The 19,844-nt window shown below is 42.1% G+C and carries 17 protein-coding genes; 2 read left to right on the top strand and 15 right to left on the bottom strand.

Annotated features, from left to right (window positions below; translation table 11 throughout):
* Window positions 1-41: 41 nt before the first annotated feature.
* Together T357_RS0118555 and T357_RS0118550 are read right to left on the bottom strand one after the other, a co-directional pair.
* Complete coding sequence (locus T357_RS0118555) at window positions 42-1,904, bottom strand: AAA family ATPase (protein WP_031556018.1); 1,863 nt, start codon at window positions 1,902-1,904, stop codon at window positions 42-44.
* A 275-nt stretch (window positions 1,905-2,179) separates the two neighbouring features.
* Window positions 2,180-2,443 carry a helix-turn-helix domain-containing protein gene (locus T357_RS0118550; RefSeq protein ID WP_031556015.1) on the bottom strand — a complete coding sequence of 88 codons (264 nt, stop codon included), beginning with the start codon at window positions 2,441-2,443 and terminating at the stop codon, window positions 2,180-2,182.
* 389 nt (window positions 2,444-2,832) lie between these two features.
* Here T357_RS0118550 and T357_RS0118545 point away from each other — a divergent pair, with 389 nt between their 5' ends.
* Window positions 2,833-3,522 carry an anaerobic ribonucleoside-triphosphate reductase activating protein gene (locus tag T357_RS0118545; RefSeq protein WP_031556012.1) on the top strand — a complete coding sequence of 230 codons (690 nt, stop codon included), beginning with the start codon at window positions 2,833-2,835 and terminating at the stop codon, window positions 3,520-3,522.
* A gap of 110 nt (window positions 3,523-3,632) precedes the next feature.
* Here the strand turns inward: T357_RS0118545 and T357_RS0118540 are convergent, their stop codons facing one another.
* From T357_RS0118540 to T357_RS20700, 7 genes are all read right to left on the bottom strand, one after another.
* Entirely contained in the window at window positions 3,633-4,106 is a 474-nt protein-coding gene (locus T357_RS0118540) for a YcxB family protein (RefSeq protein WP_031556009.1), read from the bottom strand.
* 239 nt (window positions 4,107-4,345) lie between these two features.
* Window positions 4,346-5,647, bottom strand: a complete 1,302-nt coding sequence (locus tag T357_RS0118535) for a TRAP transporter large permease (protein ID WP_031556007.1) — start codon at window positions 5,645-5,647, stop codon at window positions 4,346-4,348.
* Complete coding sequence (locus T357_RS0118530; protein ID WP_031556004.1) at window positions 5,647-6,180, bottom strand: TRAP transporter small permease; 534 nt, start codon at window positions 6,178-6,180, stop codon at window positions 5,647-5,649. Before T357_RS0118530 ends, T357_RS0118535 begins: the two co-directional genes overlap by 1 nt.
* A 68-nt stretch (window positions 6,181-6,248) precedes the next feature.
* Complete coding sequence (locus T357_RS0118525; RefSeq protein WP_031556001.1) at window positions 6,249-7,349, bottom strand: TRAP transporter substrate-binding protein; 1,101 nt, start codon at window positions 7,347-7,349, stop codon at window positions 6,249-6,251.
* Window positions 7,350-7,683: 334 nt separating this feature from the next.
* Complete coding sequence (locus tag T357_RS0118520; protein ID WP_031555997.1) at window positions 7,684-8,868, bottom strand: MFS transporter; 1,185 nt, start codon at window positions 8,866-8,868, stop codon at window positions 7,684-7,686.
* A 228-nt stretch (window positions 8,869-9,096) separates the two neighbouring features.
* Entirely contained in the window at window positions 9,097-10,269 is a 1,173-nt protein-coding gene (locus tag T357_RS0118515; RefSeq protein ID WP_031555994.1) for an iron-containing alcohol dehydrogenase, read from the bottom strand.
* Window positions 10,270-10,464: 195 nt separating this feature from the next.
* On the bottom strand, window positions 10,465-12,963 hold the full coding sequence (locus T357_RS20700) for a GGDEF domain-containing phosphodiesterase (RefSeq protein ID WP_081828260.1): 2,499 nt from the start codon (window positions 12,961-12,963) through the stop codon (window positions 10,465-10,467).
* 320 nt (window positions 12,964-13,283) lie between these two features.
* Here T357_RS20700 and T357_RS0118505 point away from each other — a divergent pair, with 320 nt between their 5' ends.
* Window positions 13,284-14,045 carry an alpha/beta hydrolase family protein gene (locus T357_RS0118505; RefSeq protein WP_031555987.1) on the top strand — a complete coding sequence of 254 codons (762 nt, stop codon included), beginning with the start codon at window positions 13,284-13,286 and terminating at the stop codon, window positions 14,043-14,045.
* A gap of 35 nt (window positions 14,046-14,080) precedes the next feature.
* Here the strand turns inward: T357_RS0118505 and queF are convergent, their stop codons facing one another.
* The 6 genes from queF to T357_RS0118475 form a co-directional block, all read right to left on the bottom strand.
* A complete protein-coding gene (queF, locus tag T357_RS0118500; protein ID WP_031555984.1) occupies window positions 14,081-14,563 on the bottom strand; it encodes a preQ(1) synthase in 483 nt (160 codons plus the stop codon).
* 73 nt (window positions 14,564-14,636) lie between these two features.
* Window positions 14,637-15,323 (bottom strand): 7-cyano-7-deazaguanine synthase QueC, encoded by a 687-nt coding sequence (gene queC / locus T357_RS0118495; RefSeq protein WP_031555981.1) that lies wholly within the window; start codon window positions 15,321-15,323, stop codon window positions 14,637-14,639.
* A 13-nt stretch (window positions 15,324-15,336) separates the two neighbouring features.
* Window positions 15,337-15,909, bottom strand: coding sequence for a GTP cyclohydrolase I (gene folE, locus T357_RS0118490; protein ID WP_031555977.1), 573 nt, complete (start codon window positions 15,907-15,909; stop codon window positions 15,337-15,339).
* Complete coding sequence (locus T357_RS0118485; RefSeq protein ID WP_031555972.1) at window positions 15,910-16,638, bottom strand: radical SAM protein; 729 nt, start codon at window positions 16,636-16,638, stop codon at window positions 15,910-15,912.
* Window positions 16,639-16,641: 3 nt separating this feature from the next.
* Entirely contained in the window at window positions 16,642-17,061 is a 420-nt protein-coding gene (gene queD, locus T357_RS0118480; protein WP_031555967.1) for a 6-carboxytetrahydropterin synthase QueD, read from the bottom strand.
* Window positions 17,062-17,414: 353 nt separating this feature from the next.
* Window positions 17,415-19,832, bottom strand: coding sequence for an HD domain-containing phosphohydrolase (locus tag T357_RS0118475; protein WP_031555963.1), 2,418 nt, complete (start codon window positions 19,830-19,832; stop codon window positions 17,415-17,417).
* Between the last annotated feature and the right edge of the window lie 12 nt (window positions 19,833-19,844).

The raw sequence follows: 19,844 nt of genomic DNA, 5'->3' as shown, positions 1-19,844 counted from the left end.
AGTAGGGGTGGCTAACGATATACGCAGCCACCCCACTTAATTCATTCTGTGCAAATCTTTACTTTTTTTCCGGAAAATGCTATCCCCATTTTGATGATGTTTTTTACTCCGTTATCAATCATCTCAATGCTATAGCTTTTATCATTTATTTGATTCAATGCTTCTTTAGATAACAACTCCAGCTTATTATCTTCAAGATCTTTACCCCATTTCAGCTCCAATATAACCCCCGGATACTTATTTTCTCTGGGTATCAAGCTGATATCATATCTTCCTTCACCAGATTCCCTGTTAGATCTGACCATGTACTGGTTATCCATTAATGCTACCAACCCGAGAACAAGTCCATGATAAAAGCCCTCAGCGCCTGCATCATAAAAGCTGATACTCTTCATCATATATTCACCTATTCCATCCTGAAGCTTTCGGACATCCAATGCATAAATGCTTTCCGCAATCTTATTAGCTGTTGCCCTGCCCATTGCCCCGATATAAACCAGATGTGATAGTACTTCACTCTTATAAACAGCTGCTATCTCTCGGTTAGGTATAGCAACCTCACACAGCCATGATCCGTCCCCCTGGAGTTCCTTTTTTGGTGTTTTAAGATATCCTGCAACCAGAAGCAGGCTATAGATATTCGCAGGTTCTTCTGTAAGTGATCTATATACTACATTCTGATCTATTCTGGCTATAACTCTTTCTCCCATAAGTAAGGATCTGAGTCTTTCTGTTGTATCATCGGAAGCAGACTTCAATACATCTTCCAATATTTCATTCTTTCCTGTATTAACCCAATAGGCCTGAGGGAGGCATCCCTTTGACAGGTAATTGATCACTGACCATGGATTATATATCTCTTTGTTGCCGAAAATGTATCCGTCATACCAATCTCGCAATTCATTTTCTTTTCCCAAAGCACCATAATAAACAAGCATTTCCCTTACTTCGGATTCTGTAAACCCAAAGAAGCCATCATACTCACTATCCATTACCGAGTTTACGGTAAGATTATTGAGTCCGCTAAAAATACTCTCCTGAGCAATCCGCAGGATCCCTGTCAAAAATCCATAGGATAGGTTTCTATTATCTTTAAATGCACCGGAAAAGAAGTTTCTCATGAATCCGATAATCTCATCATAGAACGATTTAGAATAACCCTCCTGTATCGGTGTGTCATACTCATCAATGATTATGATAGGTGCTTTTTTATAATGTTCAGTAAGCATTTTAGAAAGCTTCTGAAGGGACGCAGACAGTTCAACTTCGTTTGCTTTTCCGTTTACTACCTTCTCATAATAATCTTTCTCGTACTTTTCGATCTCATCACTGTTTTTAAGTTCAGAATGTCTGCCAAATTCATCCTGGAGAAGTTCTGCGATTTTGGAAAATGTTGCTTCCCATGAATCAAATTTTACATCTTTAAAAGTCAGAAATATCACCGGATATTTCCCCTGATGAACTGTATATTCATTTCCACACTTCCAAATGGCTTTGTCCAAAAAATACTTACTGGTATCATCTTCAGATATTTCAAAGAAAACACGGAGCATATCCATGTTAAGTGTTTTTCCAAAACGTCGTGGACGGGTGAATAGGGAAACAAGTGCTTTACGATCAAGAAACTCTTTTATCAGAAGCGTTTTATCAACATAATAGTATTCTGACTGCGCACGTATATAATCAGAAATCCCAACAGGAAGTGGTTTCATTTCTTTATTCTTATCGGATTTAATGTATTTTCCTGTTACTATACGACTGTCAACAGGCTTTTCCGCATCATTTGGGATTTGCCACTGTTTTCCATCCTTCACAGCTCCCGGTATTTTACCAGTTTTACATAATTCAGTGATACGTCGCTCCGAAATACCCCATATTAAAGACATTTCTTTACATGATTTCATAAGACAATTCCTCATTAATAGTACTTTTTTATATAATAAAACATAATTCGGAAATATGTCAACGTAATATCGATATACTTCCGAATTATGTTTTATTCTACGAATTATTTTCTTCCATATCCTTGGTTATGAGACCATTCGGGTGAATTAATTCTTTAAGAAAGTGAGCATCTGTTCCGATAATCAAACTGTTTCCCATATTAAACACGTATTTATATAAAGTCAGTATAAAGCCTTGGGTATGCCATGTCACTTAACTTGTGGTTTAAAAAATCTCAAATAAACAAGGAAAGAGAGGGACCTTCGTCCCTCTCTCTGTTACCTATCAATATATCATCAATTGGTGTTTTAAATAACTTGCTTAGCGCATAAAGGTTATCAATGGTGGGAAGGCTTTCTCCCCTCTGCCACTTGTAAACCGACTGTGCGGAAATATCGCCAAGGAATCTGGTTACATCTTCCACTGACAATTTCGATTCCTCCCGAAGATCTTTAATCCTTTTTCCCGTTTCCTTCAGATCCAGTATCGGATATTCCATTTTTGCCTCCTTTGTGTAATACCTATCGTTAAAGTACAAACTGATTACAACATCCTCTGCGATACGCGCAATCAGACACCTCTGTCTTCCGGGGGATGTAAGGCTATGATTTTAATGTGCTGAATGTCCCCAAACTTAGTGTTCAAGAGTTTTTAATTATAGCATAAATTCGAAAAAAAGTTAAGATTTTACATCGTGTTTATTTGACAGATTTTACATCGTGGTTATTTGATTTTTTAACATAATGCTACATAGTAGTCATAACCTTCCGGGTGATGAACTTTTGAGCCTTAAATTGATTACTTGTTTTTCTCAAACTATAACCTTATCATCTATAGTAAGTATCGAATGTGAACATATAAAACACTTCGGATGTGGGAGGAAAAACGATGCTTATTCACGGACTTCAAAAAATGACGCTTCTGGATTTCCCGGAACATATAGCATGTACGGTGTTTTTGGGCGGATGCGATTTCAGGTGCCCATACTGTCACAACTTTGAGCTGGTGGATGGCAGTGCTGCACCCCTTATGGATGATGAAAAGTTCTTTGGGTTTCTGGAAAAACGGCATGGACTTCTGGATGGCGTTGCCATAACAGGAGGCGAGCCCCTCATGAGAACTGACATTGCCGATTTCATCAGAAAAATAAGAGCTATGGGATTCAAGGTTAAGCTTGATACCAACGGCTATCACCCGGAAAGACTTCAGGAACTGTATCGAGAAGGACTTTTGGACTATGTGGCAATGGACATAAAGAATTCCTTGCCAAAATATGGGTTAACGGTTGGTATCGACAGCCTTGATACAGAACGCATACTTAAGAGCATCTCCATCATCATGAGTTCCGATATCCCATATGAGTTTAGAACCACAGTTGTACATGAACTGCATTCAGACGAAGACTTTACAGCTATCGGCAAGATGATAAAAGGTGCATCCCGTTACTACCTCCAGCAGTTCACCGAAAGGGATACTGTACCTAATAAAAATCTTACCACGCCATCAGATGAGGACATGGTAAGATTTCTTGAGATTGTAAAAAATTATGTTCCGGGGGCTGAACTCAGAGGGTTATAATAGCTTCTTCAGCTCCCCATACATTATCTTCCCCGCTTCGTTCTTCGGGAATTCATCTATCTCATAAAGGCCTTTTCCGCTTTCACTCTGTCAATCATTTTAAATCCTCATTAATCCCGGTTGATTTTTCCCAACGCAAAATTATAAAACTCTTCCTTCTTATTCCCCAAAACCCGATCCGTCAACATGTACCCATGCAGCTTGTCCGACATGACTATCACCATGTTTTTCTGTTTTATAACCTTTGGAATTCTGCTCCATGGGATATCCTCATGTTTGTCTCCCTGTTCAACATGCATTCCGCTGTCATCAAAACCGAGAACCACACCCTCAGGCATGCTTTCCTTCTGTTTGATGCTCTGACCGTATATCGCAAGTGGGTGAATAACGGGGAACAGTAAGCAGCCGAATATGATCAAAATTTTATAAAACATATTGGCAGTTCCCAGGAATTTAAACGCAAGTATAAACATTGCAACAGTAAAAACGATGTTTACTGTCCCGGCCAGGGATCTGTAGGTTCTGGACATTGTTATATAGAACAATTCGGAAGCACTTATGTCCATCTTAAACTGATATTTCAATAAAAAATCCTCCACTACCTATCAAAATAGAGCCGCAAGAAATTTTGAATTCATTTCAAAATACTGATAAATGACATCATCATACGAAAAACTAATTCCGGTCAGATAACGTTCCCGGCTCCAACAACCTGAATCTTTGCGGTATCAAAACGGGAACGTATAGGATATATCTATTATCCCTTACGTCCCCGTACATCTCAAGCTATTTACTTATGCTACTTTTGTCATTTTATCCTGCATTAACCTGCATATCCGAACATTCTTGGAACACCCAGAGAAATTGCAGGAATAAAGGTAATAAGCAAAAGGGCGATGATCATGCAGATATAGAATGGAAGTGTTGCCTTTACAACTCTCTCCATCTTTACTTTACCAACTGCAGAACCTATGAAAAGTACCGCACCTACAGGAGGTGTGAGAAGTCCGATACCGCAGTTAAGTACCATCATGATTCCAAACTGTACCGGATCGATGCCTATGCTCTTTGCAATAGGAAGAAGGATCGGAGTAGCTATCAGGATGATAGGCGCCATATCCATGATACATCCGAGTATAAGAAGTATCAGGTTAAGTAAAAGGGCGATAACTACAGGGTTATCGGTAACTCCGACAACAGCATTGGCTGCAATCTCAGGAACATGAAGTGTTGTGAGGCAGTATCCGAATACGCTGGAGGTAGAGATAAGTATGAGTACTATTGCGAGAGTATCTACGCACTTCTCAAGTGATTCCCATACACCCTTCCAGTTAAGTCCTTTGTAAATGTAAACACTGACTATGAGACTGTAGATTACAGCGATAGCAGCAGACTCGGTTGCTGTGAACCATCCACCTACAACACCTACTACTACGATGATAACCGCAGCAAGTGCCCAGAAGGATTTAACCAGCTGTTTTCCGAGATTCTGAAGAGAAAACTTTGCACCCTTTGGATAGTTTCTTTTCTTTGAAATGATATATGAACCTATCATAAGGGAAATCGCAAGCAGTGCGCCCGGAACGTATCCTGCAAGGAAAAGGCTTCCTACAGAGATTCCGCCTGCACTCATGGCATAGATGACCATGTTGTGGCTTGGTGGAACCAGGAGTCCTTCGCAGGAAGATGTGATGGTTACAGCGGTTGAAAAATCATCATCATAACCCTGCTCAACCATCATGGGGATAAGGATACTACCGAGAGATGCTGTATCTGCCGATGCGGATCCGGAAATTCCACCGAAGAAGTATGAGGCAACGATATTAACCATGGCCATACCTCCGGTCATCCAGCCAACACAGGCGTCGGCAAGATCGATGAGCTTTTCGGAAATACCGCCGGTTCCCATGAGAACACCCATGGTGATAAAGAAAGGTACCGCCATAAGTGAGAAGGATCTGATACCCTTGATCATCTGCTGTGATATGGTGGAAAGGGGAAGTCCCTGATACATCAGGCATGCTATGGATGATAATGCTACTGCGTATGCTACATGGAAACGCAGAAAGATCATTATTGCGAATGTTCCGAGAAGAACCGCGATAGCTGAGCTGTTAATAACCATTACTGTACCTCCTTCTTCTCATCTTTAATGAATAATCTTCTGACATGTCCGTAGATGGACTCTATTTCAAAAATAAGCATCGCAACTCCCGCAACAGGAATCGGGTAATAGTACCATGCTCTGGAAAGCCATGTGATACTTATGAAGGTTCCCTTGCTTCCCAGTGTGGTTGCGTACTGCCAGCCCACAACGATCATTATCACTGCAAGAATAAGCACAAAGACATCGGCAACGATATCCAGGAATATAACCAGACCTTCAGGCAGATATCTGTCGAATGCCGTCATTCTTATATGTGCCTTCTTTCTGATGGCGAGAGATGCCGAAAGAACTGCCATATAGGACATCAGTGTAAGTACAACCTCTTCAACCCATGCCTGATGAGGTATGAATTCAAGGTATCGCGCCAGCACCGCAAAACTAACAAGTAATATATCTCCTATAAGCAGGATCTTGCACAATAAAAGAACGAACTTATATACAGCATCATAGACAGGCTTAGCTTTATCTACAGTTCTGAAAAAGTTTTCCATTATTTACCTCCTTAAGACTTTTAAAAAAGAGGCACAGTTATGCGACTGTGCCTCCGCAATGTTTTTAATTACTTGGCAAGATCAAGGATCTGCTGATAGAGATCTTCCTGTCCCTTTGTGTTGTCAGCGATAACCTGCTTTGTAGCCTCCTGCCATGGAGTCTTATCATCAACGTCTACAACATTAACACCGCTTGCTCTGAGTCCGTCAAGAACCTCATTCTCCTTCTGCTCTGAGATTGACTTGTTGTACTCGCCGGCAGCCTTACCAGCCTCCATAAGGATGTTCTGCTGATCTGCTGTAAGCTTGTTCCATGCTTCCTCAGTGATAACTACCTGGATAGCACCAAGTGTATGTCCGTCAAGGATAAGGTTAGGAGCAACTTCATCAAATGCGTTTGACTTGTAGTTTGCGATAGGCTGCTCAGCACCGTCACATACACCTGTCTGAAGTGCTGAATAAAGCTCTGTGAAGGAAACCTCGGTGGCATTAGCGCCAAGACCTGAAACAAGACCAACCATTACAGGGTCATTGGATACACGGATCTTCTTGCCCTTGAAATCATCGATTGATGAAACAGGATCCTTTGTGAAGAAATGACGGAAGCCCTCTTCTCCATAGAAAAGACCGATAAGGTTTGTTCCGTTCTGTGAAGGCTCATCAAGGAACTCTCTTGCAAGATCTGACTCTGCGAACTTCCAGAAGTGGTCTCTGCTTACGAATGTATAAGGAAGTGAAAGAAGCTTTGACTTTTCTCCACCGTAACTTGTAAGTGCAAATGCTGAAATTCTGGAAATATCAACTGTGCCTGTACCGCCAAGCATACCATCAAGTACTTCATTCTCGGAACCAAGTACACCACTTGCCTGAATGTCGATGATGATGCTTCCGTTTGAACGGCTCTCAACTTCCTCTTTGAACTTCTGGCCTGTCATACCAACGATAGTGTCAAGAGGGTTAACCTCTGCATAAGTAAGAACGATAGCGTCAGCTGCAGGCTCAGCAGCAGGTGCTGCGGTTGTCTCAGCCTTAGCCTCTCCTGCAGCCTGTGTGGTTGCAGCAGGTGCTGCTGTAGTGCTTCCGGTATCAGCGGCGGACTTTGATCCGCAGGCTGTCATGGAAACAAGCATAGTTGCACATAAAAGTGTTGATAAAATTCTCTTCTTCATTTCTACCTCCCTGATTTGTAGGACAATCTTCGTTACACCTTTTTGGTTTTAAACGTTCATATCCTTTTTTTAAATAAACATATATCTTGATTATAATGACATTTGCAGAAAAAGTAAAGCGCTTTCTTAGTCAATTTGCAATATACTTCAAAATATGAAACCACTTACAATTGTGATATTAGACAAATGTATATAAAGACGTTGTAATATATCCAAAAGACCATCTCAACGCCGGAGTTATCCACCGGGGACGGTTCTCGCCGGCGGATAGATAAAAAAGAATCAGAGGCTGTTTCACCTCTGATTCTTAAATAGCAAACTTAATATATGAGCATCAACCGCGGGATGTTTTTTTAACATGGGTTACAAGCTTCATAATACAAACCATGTCTATAAATAACGCGACCGCTATACTGCTTATTCCCCAAGCTATTCCGTAATTCTCTGCGATCAGTCCTATGATCGCCGGCATTATGATGGATCCCAGGCTGGCGATGGTCAGAATGAAGCTCCATGCCAGACTGTACTTCTTTATGATTTCTCCTGCAAATGAAACCGTTGTGGCATAAATCCCCGCCATGGAATATCCGAAGCCCATGATTCCGATAATGATCGGTGCTGTTGTTTTGGAAATGATAAGGACCAGGAAGAAAACAACTATGCCTATACCCATTGCGGGAAGAAGGTTTTCTTTCCTAAACTTTGTCGAGAGCCATGCCACCGTAAGTCTTCCGGCCAGGATCATTATCCAGAGTATGCTTGCGGTTACCTGAGAAAGATTTGGATTCAGAAGTCCGGTATCCTTGAAGTAGGTTATCATCCAGCCGATGACTCCTGTTTCTGCGCATAAATAGAAAAACAAGGTTGCGGTGCATATGTAAAACAACGGCTCTTTGAAAAAGCCTAAGGTCTCTCTTACCTTATCTTTTGCATCCGTCTCACCACTGTCTGTTTTTTTATCATCATCCTCTGGGATGATAAAATATAAAATCCAGGCTATCACTCCTACTATCGTAAGAAACCAGCAGGCATAAACCCAGTACCCATTGTTTGCCTTGGTGAAAAGCATCAGCACAAGGGGAAATACAAAGGCTCCCACAGCAAAGCAGGCATGGAGGCAGTTCAGAACCCAGGCTATTCCGGGCGCTATAGAGTTGATCTTCACATTACAGTAATTACTGCATGCACCTCTCGCAAGTCCCGTAGCCAGAAATGCAAAGGCCAGAAGAGGTCTGTTTCCCGAAAGCATTAACAGAACGGATATCGGAAAGAATGTCTCAAACAGAAGTATGCTTTTCTTCCTTCCGATCATCACGGCAAGTGTCCCGGCGAAGAATCCGGATATCAGATTTCCCACCGAATGAAGGCTTACAATGAGTCCACAAAATGCATAGTCAAGGCCATTGCTTTCCCTCAGAAACGGAAGCAGCGATCCTGTGGAAAGTGCCAGCATTCCGTTTGCGATAAATGCCCCGCAGCATAATATAAATTGTTTTTTCTTTATTACATCATCGTTCATAAATACTTTCTGACAGCCTCTCTTTTTTCAAAAAATATGTCCCTAATCATATCATATCTTTTGAGATTATCAAAAGTGCCCGGTTTCCCGGGCACAATGAACTAAATACTATGTCCATACTGTTAGTGATTCAATGTCTCCCAGAAGGAAGGCACTTATTTCCACCAATACACTGAATGATGTAAAAACATTTGGTCGGGCGGCTGTATTCACTTTAAATATATTTCCTCACATTGCTGCCCTGTAAATCTTTTCAACCGCTGCAGCGTCCAGCGGACGAATTCTTGAAAGCTTCATGGTGTCCTTCATGGTGGCATCCATGGCAAGGTCTCTGAAGTCCTCATCTGTAGGTTTAACTCCAAGCTCTGTGAGGCTTACAGGCATGTTTATGGATCTGAAGAAATCTTCTGTCTTTTCGATGCCTTCCTTCGCAGCCTTCAGATCATCAGTCTCCGTTACGTTCCAGACTTTTCTTGCGAATCTTGCAAATCTAGGTAATGCTCCCTCATAGAGTTCCCTTGCCCAGGTTCCCCAAACCGCAGAGAGGGATGCACCGTGTGTAACGTCATACTTTGCGGATAATGCATGACCGATCTTATGTACCGAGAAATCCTTGCCTCTTCCGCACTCCGTAAGGTTATTGTGTGAAAGACTGGAAGCCCAGAATACCTCACCCATTGCATCAAAATCATTTGGATCTTCCATCACCTTTGCGCCGTTGCTGACCACTGTACGGATAAGGCCCTCTGCTATTTCATCTGTAAGGTCTGCCTTGATATCCGGTATGAAATAGCGTTCCATGGTATGCATCATTATATCCACAACACCTGCCGCAATCTGATTCTTCGGAAGTGTTGCAGCAAGAGCCGGATTCATAATGGCAAAACGGCATCTGTTGAAATCAGTGTTAATGCCTCCCTTTTTGCCGATATCTTCGTTTGTAAGAACTGCCGAATCACTCATCTCACTTCCTGCCGCCGCGATAGTAAGCACGGCACCAACAGGCAATGATTTCTCAAGGGGAACCTTCTTTGTCCAGATGTCCCAGAGCTTGTATTCAGGATTTGCAGTACCATGGGCAATGGCTTTGGCTGTATCTATGGCACTTCCGCCGCCTACAGCGATAACCATATCGGCACCATAGGCTAATGCTTCCTTAACACCTTCTTCCGCATGAGCAAGTGTGGGATTTGGCTTTGCTCCGCCATATTCTTTATAGTCTACTCCTGCTTCAGTCAGTGATTTTTCAACTCTGTCCAGGAGTCCGCTTTTCTTTACACTGTTCTTTCCGAAAACAAGTAATGCTTTTTTCCCGTATTTCTTTGCAGTCTCACCGGTTTCCTTCTCTGCATCTTTTCCGAATACCACTTCTGTTGGTGCATAGTACTTGAAATTGTTCATTATTAAATCCCCCTTCATTCTATAGAATCCTTTCGGATTATTTTTAACAGTTCAAATATTGCGTAAAATAAAAATAGGATGTGAATGTCAAATGACATCCACATCCTATTATATCGCTTTATTATCAATTTGAAATATTTTTTATTTCTCCGATATTAATAAAACATTATTTCTTTTTGACTTCAATAAATATTCTCACTCTGCTCTGAAATCTATAGCCTCTTCCGGATCCAGAGGCGGTGAGAAATAGTAACCCTGGATGGTATCAGCATTAAACTCACGAAGCTTGTCATACTGCCACTCTTGCTCAACACCTTCTATGGTTATGCTCTTACCCATATCATGTACAAGCCGGATAACATCTTTGATAAAATCTTCTTTTCCTTCGCAGAGATAAGTATCTACCAGTGACTTATCGAGCTTTACATCATCTACCGGAACATAAGTAAGGTAAGCAAGTGACGAATAGCCGGTTCCGAAATCATCAAGCAGAAGTATAACTCCGAGGTTTCTGAAGCTCTCAAACAGCTCTTTTGTGATTGTAGTCTCCTCCATCAAAAGACTTTCTGTTATCTCAATCTGCACATACTTTGGATCTACATTATATTCTTTCAGTAAGGCTTCGAGATACTTACAGTAATCAGTGTCATTTATCTGTCTACTGGAGAAATTGATGGATATGGGCTTGATATCCTTCCCCATCTTTTGCCACTCGCCAAGCTGTTTAACCACAAGCTTTGTAATAAGTCTTCCGAGTCTTGAAGTCCATCCGCTCTTCTCTATGACCGGAATAAACTGTCCCGGGCCATACTTTGAATCCCTGAGTCTTACAAGTGCTTCGTAGCCGATGACCTCCTTTGTCTGGGCGGAAACCTTTGGCTGGTACTTCATATAGAATCCGTCATTGTCAAAGGCCTTCAGGAAGGAATCCTTGATCCTGGATTCTTCCATGACCTTCTGCTTCATGTCATCCTCATAAATAAATACCATGTTCTTGCCGCGATTCTTTGCTTCATACATTGCAATTTCCGCGTTGATGACATGCTGTTCGGGAGGTGTTTCACCGTCTGAATTGGATATACCTACACTTGCTGACATTACCACATTGCCGCTGCCTATTGACAGGGGTTTTGAAAAGATATTCATAATGTCATCAACCAAAGGAGATTCTTTATTCAGAATCTTACCTTCTGCGAACATTATAAACTCATCTCCACCATACCTTCCTAAGGTCATACCGTTCTTTTCGGCAAATTTACGAAGAGCCTTTGCTATATCTTTGAGCAGATTGTCACCAACATCGTGGCCGTAATTCTCGTTGATATCCTTAAACCCGTCAAGATCCAGCATTATAACCGTGAATTCCTGATCGGTTGTCAGGGTGCTGTTCAGATTATCAACTATGGCACGTCTGTTAAGGAGACCCAGAAGATCGTCATGCTCGGCCTGATAAATTAACTTTATCTGTGAATTTACAAGCTGTGCTTTGGATGCTTTCAGGGCTATTACATTTTGCTTTTCCTGCTCAAATGCCATCAATAAGGATCCCATAAAGGACAGCATGGAGACTATGATAAGTACAGCTACAGGAAGCATGTTTTTATATACTTCCACAAAGGATTCAGGCTTATTTATATATATAGTATCCTTGGGAAGCAGATTCTCAGACAGCCCGTACAGCTTAAGTACCATATAATTGTACTGGGTGATGCTCGGGGTATATAAAGATAACTCATAGGTTGAGATATCTGCCCCGTTATTCAGAACTTCAGCAATGATCTCTGCGGCATTTCTTGTCTGGACCGTAAAGTCCATATAAGTTCCGCCCAGAACTCCGTATTCTCTTCCTTCCGCGTAAGGTCTGAAAATGGGGGCCTTGACATTATTCACGATTAAACTGGTGGTTTCAAAAAGTGAATGCCTTTCACCATTTCTATCATCATAACAGGTCATGAAGAAGAATATGGCATCCTCCGGAACTTTTTTTAAAGCTTCAAGTATAGCTGTGGGTTCCAGTTCCGTTGAAGTAATGGCATGGAAATCATACTCAGGATATCTCCCCCTGTATGACAGGAATTTTTCAAGATCGGCTTTTCCAGCCGGAGAAGTATCGCATATTGCATATAATTTCTTCTTTTCCGGGAAAAGAGTTATGGCTTCTTCAAAGGTGTCCGCAAAATAATCCAGTTCATAGAAGCCGGTCATCATCGGATTGGCCTCTGCCTGCTTCGCCAGATCCAGACTATTGATACCGAAAAACACCATGGGAAGTCCTTTAAACAGCTCTTCCTGATGTTCGAGGGCAAACTTAAGTGCGGCATCATCTCCCAGGAGGATCGCCTCATAGTGCATTACATCATTATTGTATCTTTTGCTGAAATATTTATAGAACTCATCTATATCCATGTCACTGCCATATATTTTCGTATCCATATAGCAGATATCAAATTCTATATCATTGCTATAGAGTCCATCTTCTATACCTCTGATCTGATCTTTATAGGTATAATACATGGGATCATAGGATGAAAGAAAAAGTACCTTATGCTTAACCTTATCAGGTCCTTTCTGATATCCGGGAATAAACTCACTTTTTATTTCGAAAGCAAGCTGAACAAGGGCCAGTATCATACATACTGCCCCTATCAAAGCAAAAAACATCTTATAAAACTTGTAAATCTTATTTCTATCCATATGTTGTCTGTTCAATCCTGTATTTAATGAAAATCTTATAAATAGAAAGTCAGATTCTCATATAGGCATACACAGAAATACCTTTTCTTCTATAGTACTGTAGTTTTTATCGACAGATTTTTATATATAATTAGCAGATTTATATAATTAAAAATCTACTGAACGTGAAATATGCTATATTAGCTAAGGATATTTTAATCCGGGAAAGCTCCCGACCGGAACGGAAGAACTGAATACTGAAATGGAAAAACTGAATACCGGTTTGACTTTGATCTTATATGAATAGATGACTTTGGTTCAATATATGAAAGGTGAAATAAGTGGAAAAATTATTTGATATAAATGAAGAAGGCTTCAGCATTCGCTGCAAGCTTTATTACGATAAAACTCCTCATGATCTGAAACACATCGTACTGGCAACCTATGGCTTCGGCGGAAACAAGGACAATAAAGCTATTGAGAAATTTGCGGACAGGATTACTACCAAGTACAAAGGCTTCGGCGTTGTCTGCTTTGACTGGCCCTGCCACGGAAAGGATGCCCGGAATAAATTGATAATTGATGAATGTCTGGAATACATGCGACTTGTTACAGAGCATATCCGGAACGAAATGGGAGCCGATGAAGTTTACAATTATTCTTCAAGTTTCGGCGCCTATATTACCCTGAGATATCTTCATGAAAAAGGGGAGAATCCCTTTAAGAGAATCGTATTCCGGTGTCCTGCCATAAAGCTCTACGATTCCATGACCTCCCGGATCACCGATGATGATTGGACGGTCCTCAACAAAGGCAAGGAAATCCTCCGTGGCTACGACAGAAAGATCAAAATCTCTTTGGAGTTTCTCGATGATCTGAAAATTCATGATGTCAGCACCTGGGACTTCATGGACTACGCCGACGAGATCCTCATGATCCACGGCACAAAGGACGAAATGGCCCCCATAGAGGTCGCAAGGGAATTCTCCGAGAATAACGTCATCGAACTTATTGAAGTGGAAAATGCCGACCACCCATTCTCAAACCCACAGTACATGGACTTCGCAATTCAGAAGATCCAGGAATTTTTCAGTCCGGAATAAAATTTCAGCCGGGGCATGATGCCCCGGCTGAGATTTTATCTGTTATCGATCTTTTCAGGATACATGTCATGTTTTGTGAGTCTGTCCCAGGCCACCTTTTCCCACTCGGTGCCCTTCTTGCCGTAGTTGCAGTACGGATCGATGGAAAGTCCGCCTCTGGGAAGGAACTTGCCCCAAACCTCGATGTACTTCGAGTCCATAAGCTTGATAAGATCCTTCATGATCACGTTGACCACATCCTCATGGAAATCGCCGTGATTTCTGAATGAGAAAAGATAAAGCTTCAAGCTCTTGCTCTCTACCATCTTCTTCCCCGGCACATAAGATATGTAAATAGTCGCAAAATCCGGCTGACCTGTGATAGGACAGAGTGATGTAAATTCCGGACAGTTGAACTTTACAAAATAGTTATTCTCCGGATGCTTGTTATCAAAGCTCTCAAGCACCGACGGATCATACTCGTACTTATATCTTACCTGCTGGTTCCCCAGTAATGTTAAACCTTCGTTTTCTCTCATTGTTTACCTCGCCACTCTTATTTCTATAATTAGACCTTTTTGGGATCTTCCGTTTAATCTCCTCTTCAAACCTTTATTCAGCCAAAAGCGGATCTACAACTCCGTTTGCCTCAAATGCTGCCTCACGGTCTATGCAGGTTCCGCACTTTCTGCAGGGCTTATCCCCTCCTTCATAGCAGGACCAGGTAAGCTCGTAGGGAACCTTCAGGTCAAGTCCGATCTTTACCACATCTTTCTTAGTGATATTTACAAATGGAGCCTCTATTTTCAGCTGATGGCCTGAACCTTCCCAGATAGCAGCACTCATATGCTCATTAAATACCGGCGAGCAGTCAGGATAAGCACTTCCTGCCGCATCATCGGAATGTGCGCCGTAATAAATCACGCCGCAGTCTTTACTGAGAGCAAGACTTGCTGCCGATGATAGGAACAAACCGTTTCTGAAAGGAACATAAGTGCTTACAGGAACTTTTCCACCGGTCTCCTCGATCTGCTTCGCATAAGATTCCTCAGGAATCTCCTCTGTTGACTGCTTAAGAAGAGAGCAATTGCTGTATTCAAAAATCTTTTTAAGATCAAGAAACAGATGCTCTACCCCATAGTGCTTCGCTACCGCGGTGGCTGCATTAACCTCTTTGTCATGCTTCTGGCCGTAGGAAACGGTCAATGCTATGACATTATCCTTTCCATATTTATCTACTGCCATACCGAGGGCTGTGGTGGAATCCACCCCTCCGCTTAATAGAACCATTGCTTTCATAAAATCTCCTTTTTTATCTCAGGTACATCTGGAGGCTCGGGTCTGTTTTGAACTCGCCTCTAAGCTCAGCGGTAAAGGTCTTAGTGTTATGCTTTTTGATTCCTCTTGCTGTCACGCAGCTGTGGCAGCCCTCAATAGTTACTGCAACATCTTCGCTGCCGGTTATCTCGATCATTATATCCGCGATGTCCTTGCCGATCTTTTCCTGAAGCTGAAGGCGTCTGCCTACCATATCACACACTCTTGCGATCTTGGATAGTCCCACTACCTTGCCCTTCGGCACGTAGGCAACATTAACCTTCATATCGTACATGAGGGCAAGATGATGCTCGCAGTAGGAGAAAATGTCTATGTCCTTCATAACCACAACCCTGCCAACGCTGCTTGTACCCTGAAGATCCTCTTCAAAGGACTTGTCAAACATTTCGGCAATCTCATGATTTGTATAATTCATGCCCTCAAAAACTTCTGCATACATCTCGGCAACCCGCTTGGGAGTTTCCAGGAGACCCTCTCTGTTCGGATCATCACCAAGGGCGATCAGAATGCCGCGTATATGCTCTTCTATAGCTTTTTTATCTATCATTTAAACACCTCTTTTATTGGGATCCCAGATTACCTTGTGAAGCTGTATCTGAAGTCTCACATCATTCATGTTGTTTTTTATCATATAATCAACCATGTCCACCGGCTCAATGCTTCCGAATACAGGACTTAGGTAGGTGTGGCATCTGTTTGTAAGATCATAGGTTTCTATGATGATTTTTGCTCTATCCAGATCCTCGATACTTCCGGAAACGAACTTAACAGTATCCTGTTTATCAAGGAGCTCAAAGTTGCTGTGAAGCATCCGGCTTTCACATTTACTTCCCGGAAGCTTGTAGTCCATGGTAAACACAGGCCTTTTAAACTTTGGGGATAGAATTCTGCCGTTTTCTTCTGAACTGCCCATAGCTGCCTTGTTCTCACTATCAGAAACCGAATTCCGTATAAACGGCTTCAGATCCACCGCCCCGTTGGTTTCGATCTCCACTCTGAGGTCTGAATCCAGCAGCAAATCTATAAGCCTGTCAACGCCCTCCTGTAGCAGCGGTTCTCCACCGGTGAGGGTGACATTCTTCACTCCCGTTGATTTTACATAATCAAGGATCTCTTCCTGTGACATCTCCGTAAACGGACAGTCCTTCTCATTGGCCCACATGGTATCGCAATAACTGCATGCCAGATTGCAGCCTTTAAAACGTATAAATACCGCAATCTCACCGGCTCTCGTTCCCTCTCCGTTAATGCTTACAAATTTCTCAACAACCTTCATTTTTTAGCCCTCATAGCAAGCACAGTTATTGGGAGTTTCATATACAGAAACCCTGTTAACATCAAATCCGGAAGCCTCAACACTGTCATAAAAGAACTTTGAGAAGTTCTCCGCCGTAGGTCTGAAAGGAACTGCATTCAGCCTGAAGTCCTCATCAAGAAGTGCCTTAACAGTTGCTTCCTTTAATGAACCTTCTTCATATATAAGTGTGTGATCAAACTTGTCACAAAGCTCCTTCACAATCTTTTTCAGATCTGAAAAGTCCACCAGCATTCCCCTGGTCTGAGTTTCTTCACTAAGCTTATCTCCCTTTATCTCCACCACAACTCTCCATCTGTGTCCATGGATATTGCTGCATTTTCCTTCATAGCCCTTTAGAAAATGTGCGGCATCAAAGCTTGATTCCGATTTAAGATAAAACATAAATTCTCCCATCGATTAAGATTTAACTGCAAAAAAATAGCTCTGCATACGCAGAGCTACACAAAATCCAAATACATAAAGAGGCCGGTATAAACCAATCCTCTATAAAGATCCTCTATTATAAACTGGTATATATAGACGGATCATCACATATTTAAAAAGGTAGTCCTGGTTTTGTTTAGTGACAGGAAGGTACAAATGAACTGTCATTTTTAGTTTTCGAAGCTGTATCATACCACTGAAATCAGAACCGGTCAACCACCAGGAGATATTATATTATAAGCATGCATCTATCTTTTAAAAATCAATTATAGAAGTAGGTGCCCGCCGGCTTCGGCGTACGGTATGACACTTTACTGTATTCGGATATCCGTGATCGCCACCTGATTTCCGGTGATGGCGGCGTAAACCTTCTTGTTGCCGTCCCGGATCCTGGTGATATTTTCGATGAAAATTCCGAGATTTTCAGAATCCAGTGTCACACGGTTGCCACGGCGCAGCAGAACAACCTCATACTCCACTCCGTCCTTATTGAGACGCTTCCAGTCTTCCCAGTTGGTAAAGACCTCTGTCTTTCTCATGGTGAACTTGTTCTCGGCATACTCATCGGAATTCTCATTTTCACCATTCAGCTTGATAAGAGCATATTCATGATAACCTTTACCGTTTATCTTTTTGTCCTCAGATGTATAAATGACTATATAAGGACAGTCCCAGACAAGGCTTGCGGAAGGAAGACTCATTGAGTGGAATCTTAACTGTGTCCAGTCCTTGATCTCAATTGCTGCGGTTGAAGCAGATCTGTTACGATCCACCTGAACATTGGGCATATCCGAGGACAGTCTGTCGATATAGCTTACCTCCTCTGCAATACGCGGGATATCCCCCTCCTTAACACTGTCTTCGGTCTGCTCCACCTCGATATCGTAGATGCAGCAGTTTTCACCGGTAAGACCCAGGAACGAGAGCTTTGATTTACTCGGAAGCGCAACTATGGCATCAACTGTACTTTCGGCACTTCTCAGCTGCAGCTTGATATGATCCTCATATCTTCCCATAACGATCTCATAGAAATGTTCCGCAGTATCTTTGTCAGCAGTAGCCGCACTGTCTGAAGTTTCCATATCGTCCCGATGTGACCGGCTGTATACATAAGTATTTTCAGTAAGCTTCACCTCGGTATTTCTGGCTCCGGTTGAGATGATGTGCCCATCAAACCACAGTTCACCATACTCGTAATATTTATACGCTTCGATGGATTTTGCATTGCTGTGGATATGTCTGTCAAAGGATTCAAACAGTATGATGGAGGGTAATGCTGTTCCCTTGTCCTTATCAAATGCCGTACATTTGAATCTCAGCTTACTTATATCATTGGATATAGGTATGCCCACAGTAACATTGTCTCTGTAGTTCTCACACTTAAGCTCTTTTTCGATGGTGGCATCGGTTCCGTCCAGAAGTTCTCTGCTTTCTGAATCTATTATCTGTATCATGATCTGTGAAAACTCAGGATCAAACTGTCCGCCGGATTCATTCAGAAGCTCTTCCCTGACTATCTGCATTGGAAGCGGCCCTCTGAAACGTTTTTCCGTCACCATGGCGTCATAGGAATTGGCCACGGAAATGATACGTGAGATCTCAGGTATCTGGGTCCCGGACAGTCCATCCGGATAACCCTTGCCATCATATCTTTCATAGCTGTAATGTGCTCCCTGACTGAGAAACGGATATTCTGTAATACTGGAAAGAATCTCCCAGCTCATAAGGGGCTTCTTTTTAACGATCTCATACTCCTCTTCAGTAAGGTTGTCGGTTTTTCCTATAAGACTGTCCGGAAGACCGATCATGCCGATATCATGTAGCAATGCCGCGTAATAGATCTTTTCACAATCCTCGTCATTTTTACCGCTTTGTTTTGCGATCTTTTTGGCGATATCAGCAACTCTTGCTGCATGGCCATGCAGGAATGGATCCTTTTTCTCTACTGCCGCAACAAAGGCATTGGCAGTCTGATCAAACATTCTCTTCATACTCATCTTTTCCTGACGCAGACTTTCCATTTCCACTCTGTGCGCCCGCTCAACGAATTCATTCATATCCATGAGAACGAAGATATAGATGATCACCACCATTACAGAAAGACAGATGTTGATCATTGAAATACCATAAACAAAAAGCTGTATGACACTGGCTGCTATTGGCATTATGGAAAAAATCACAAGTGGAACAAAGAGTTTCTTTCTCAGACGACGGTAATGCTTAAGTACCACCGACAGCTCAAGTATAGCCATGAGGAACGGAACGATATAGCTGACGGCAAAGCCCGGGGATCTTACATAATAGTTGCTTTCATCAAACATGTAATAAAATCCGGTTATCTGGGAAACAATGATGAGAAGAATGCCTATGGCTGCCAGTTCATCATTAACGTACAGAACTCCGGGAACTTTTTCGGATCCGCCTTCGTGGGTGCACACATCCTTTATGTACTGGTTAACCGAAAAGATAACCCCTATAGTCATACTGAATACAAGGAAATTACTGATTCTGGTCATAAAAAAGCCCATTGAGTCAGCCTGTCCGCGATAAATATATGCAAATCTGTCAGCGAACAGGAGCACCATGGCAGAAAGCTCCATGCCTATAAGAGAAGCTTTTCTATGCACACTGATGAATCGGGAGATAAGACTGAAAAATGCAGTCATACCGCATATACTCCCGAGTGCCAGCATTATATTCAGTTGATGTGCTGCAATTAATTCAATCATAAAACACCTTCC

This window comes from Oribacterium sp. FC2011, assembly GCF_000701645.1.
In the GTDB taxonomy this organism is placed as follows: domain Bacteria; phylum Bacillota; class Clostridia; order Lachnospirales; family Lachnospiraceae; genus Oribacterium.
Note: the sequence above shows the minus strand (reverse complement) of the source record. Positions and strands in the feature narration are given on the sequence as shown.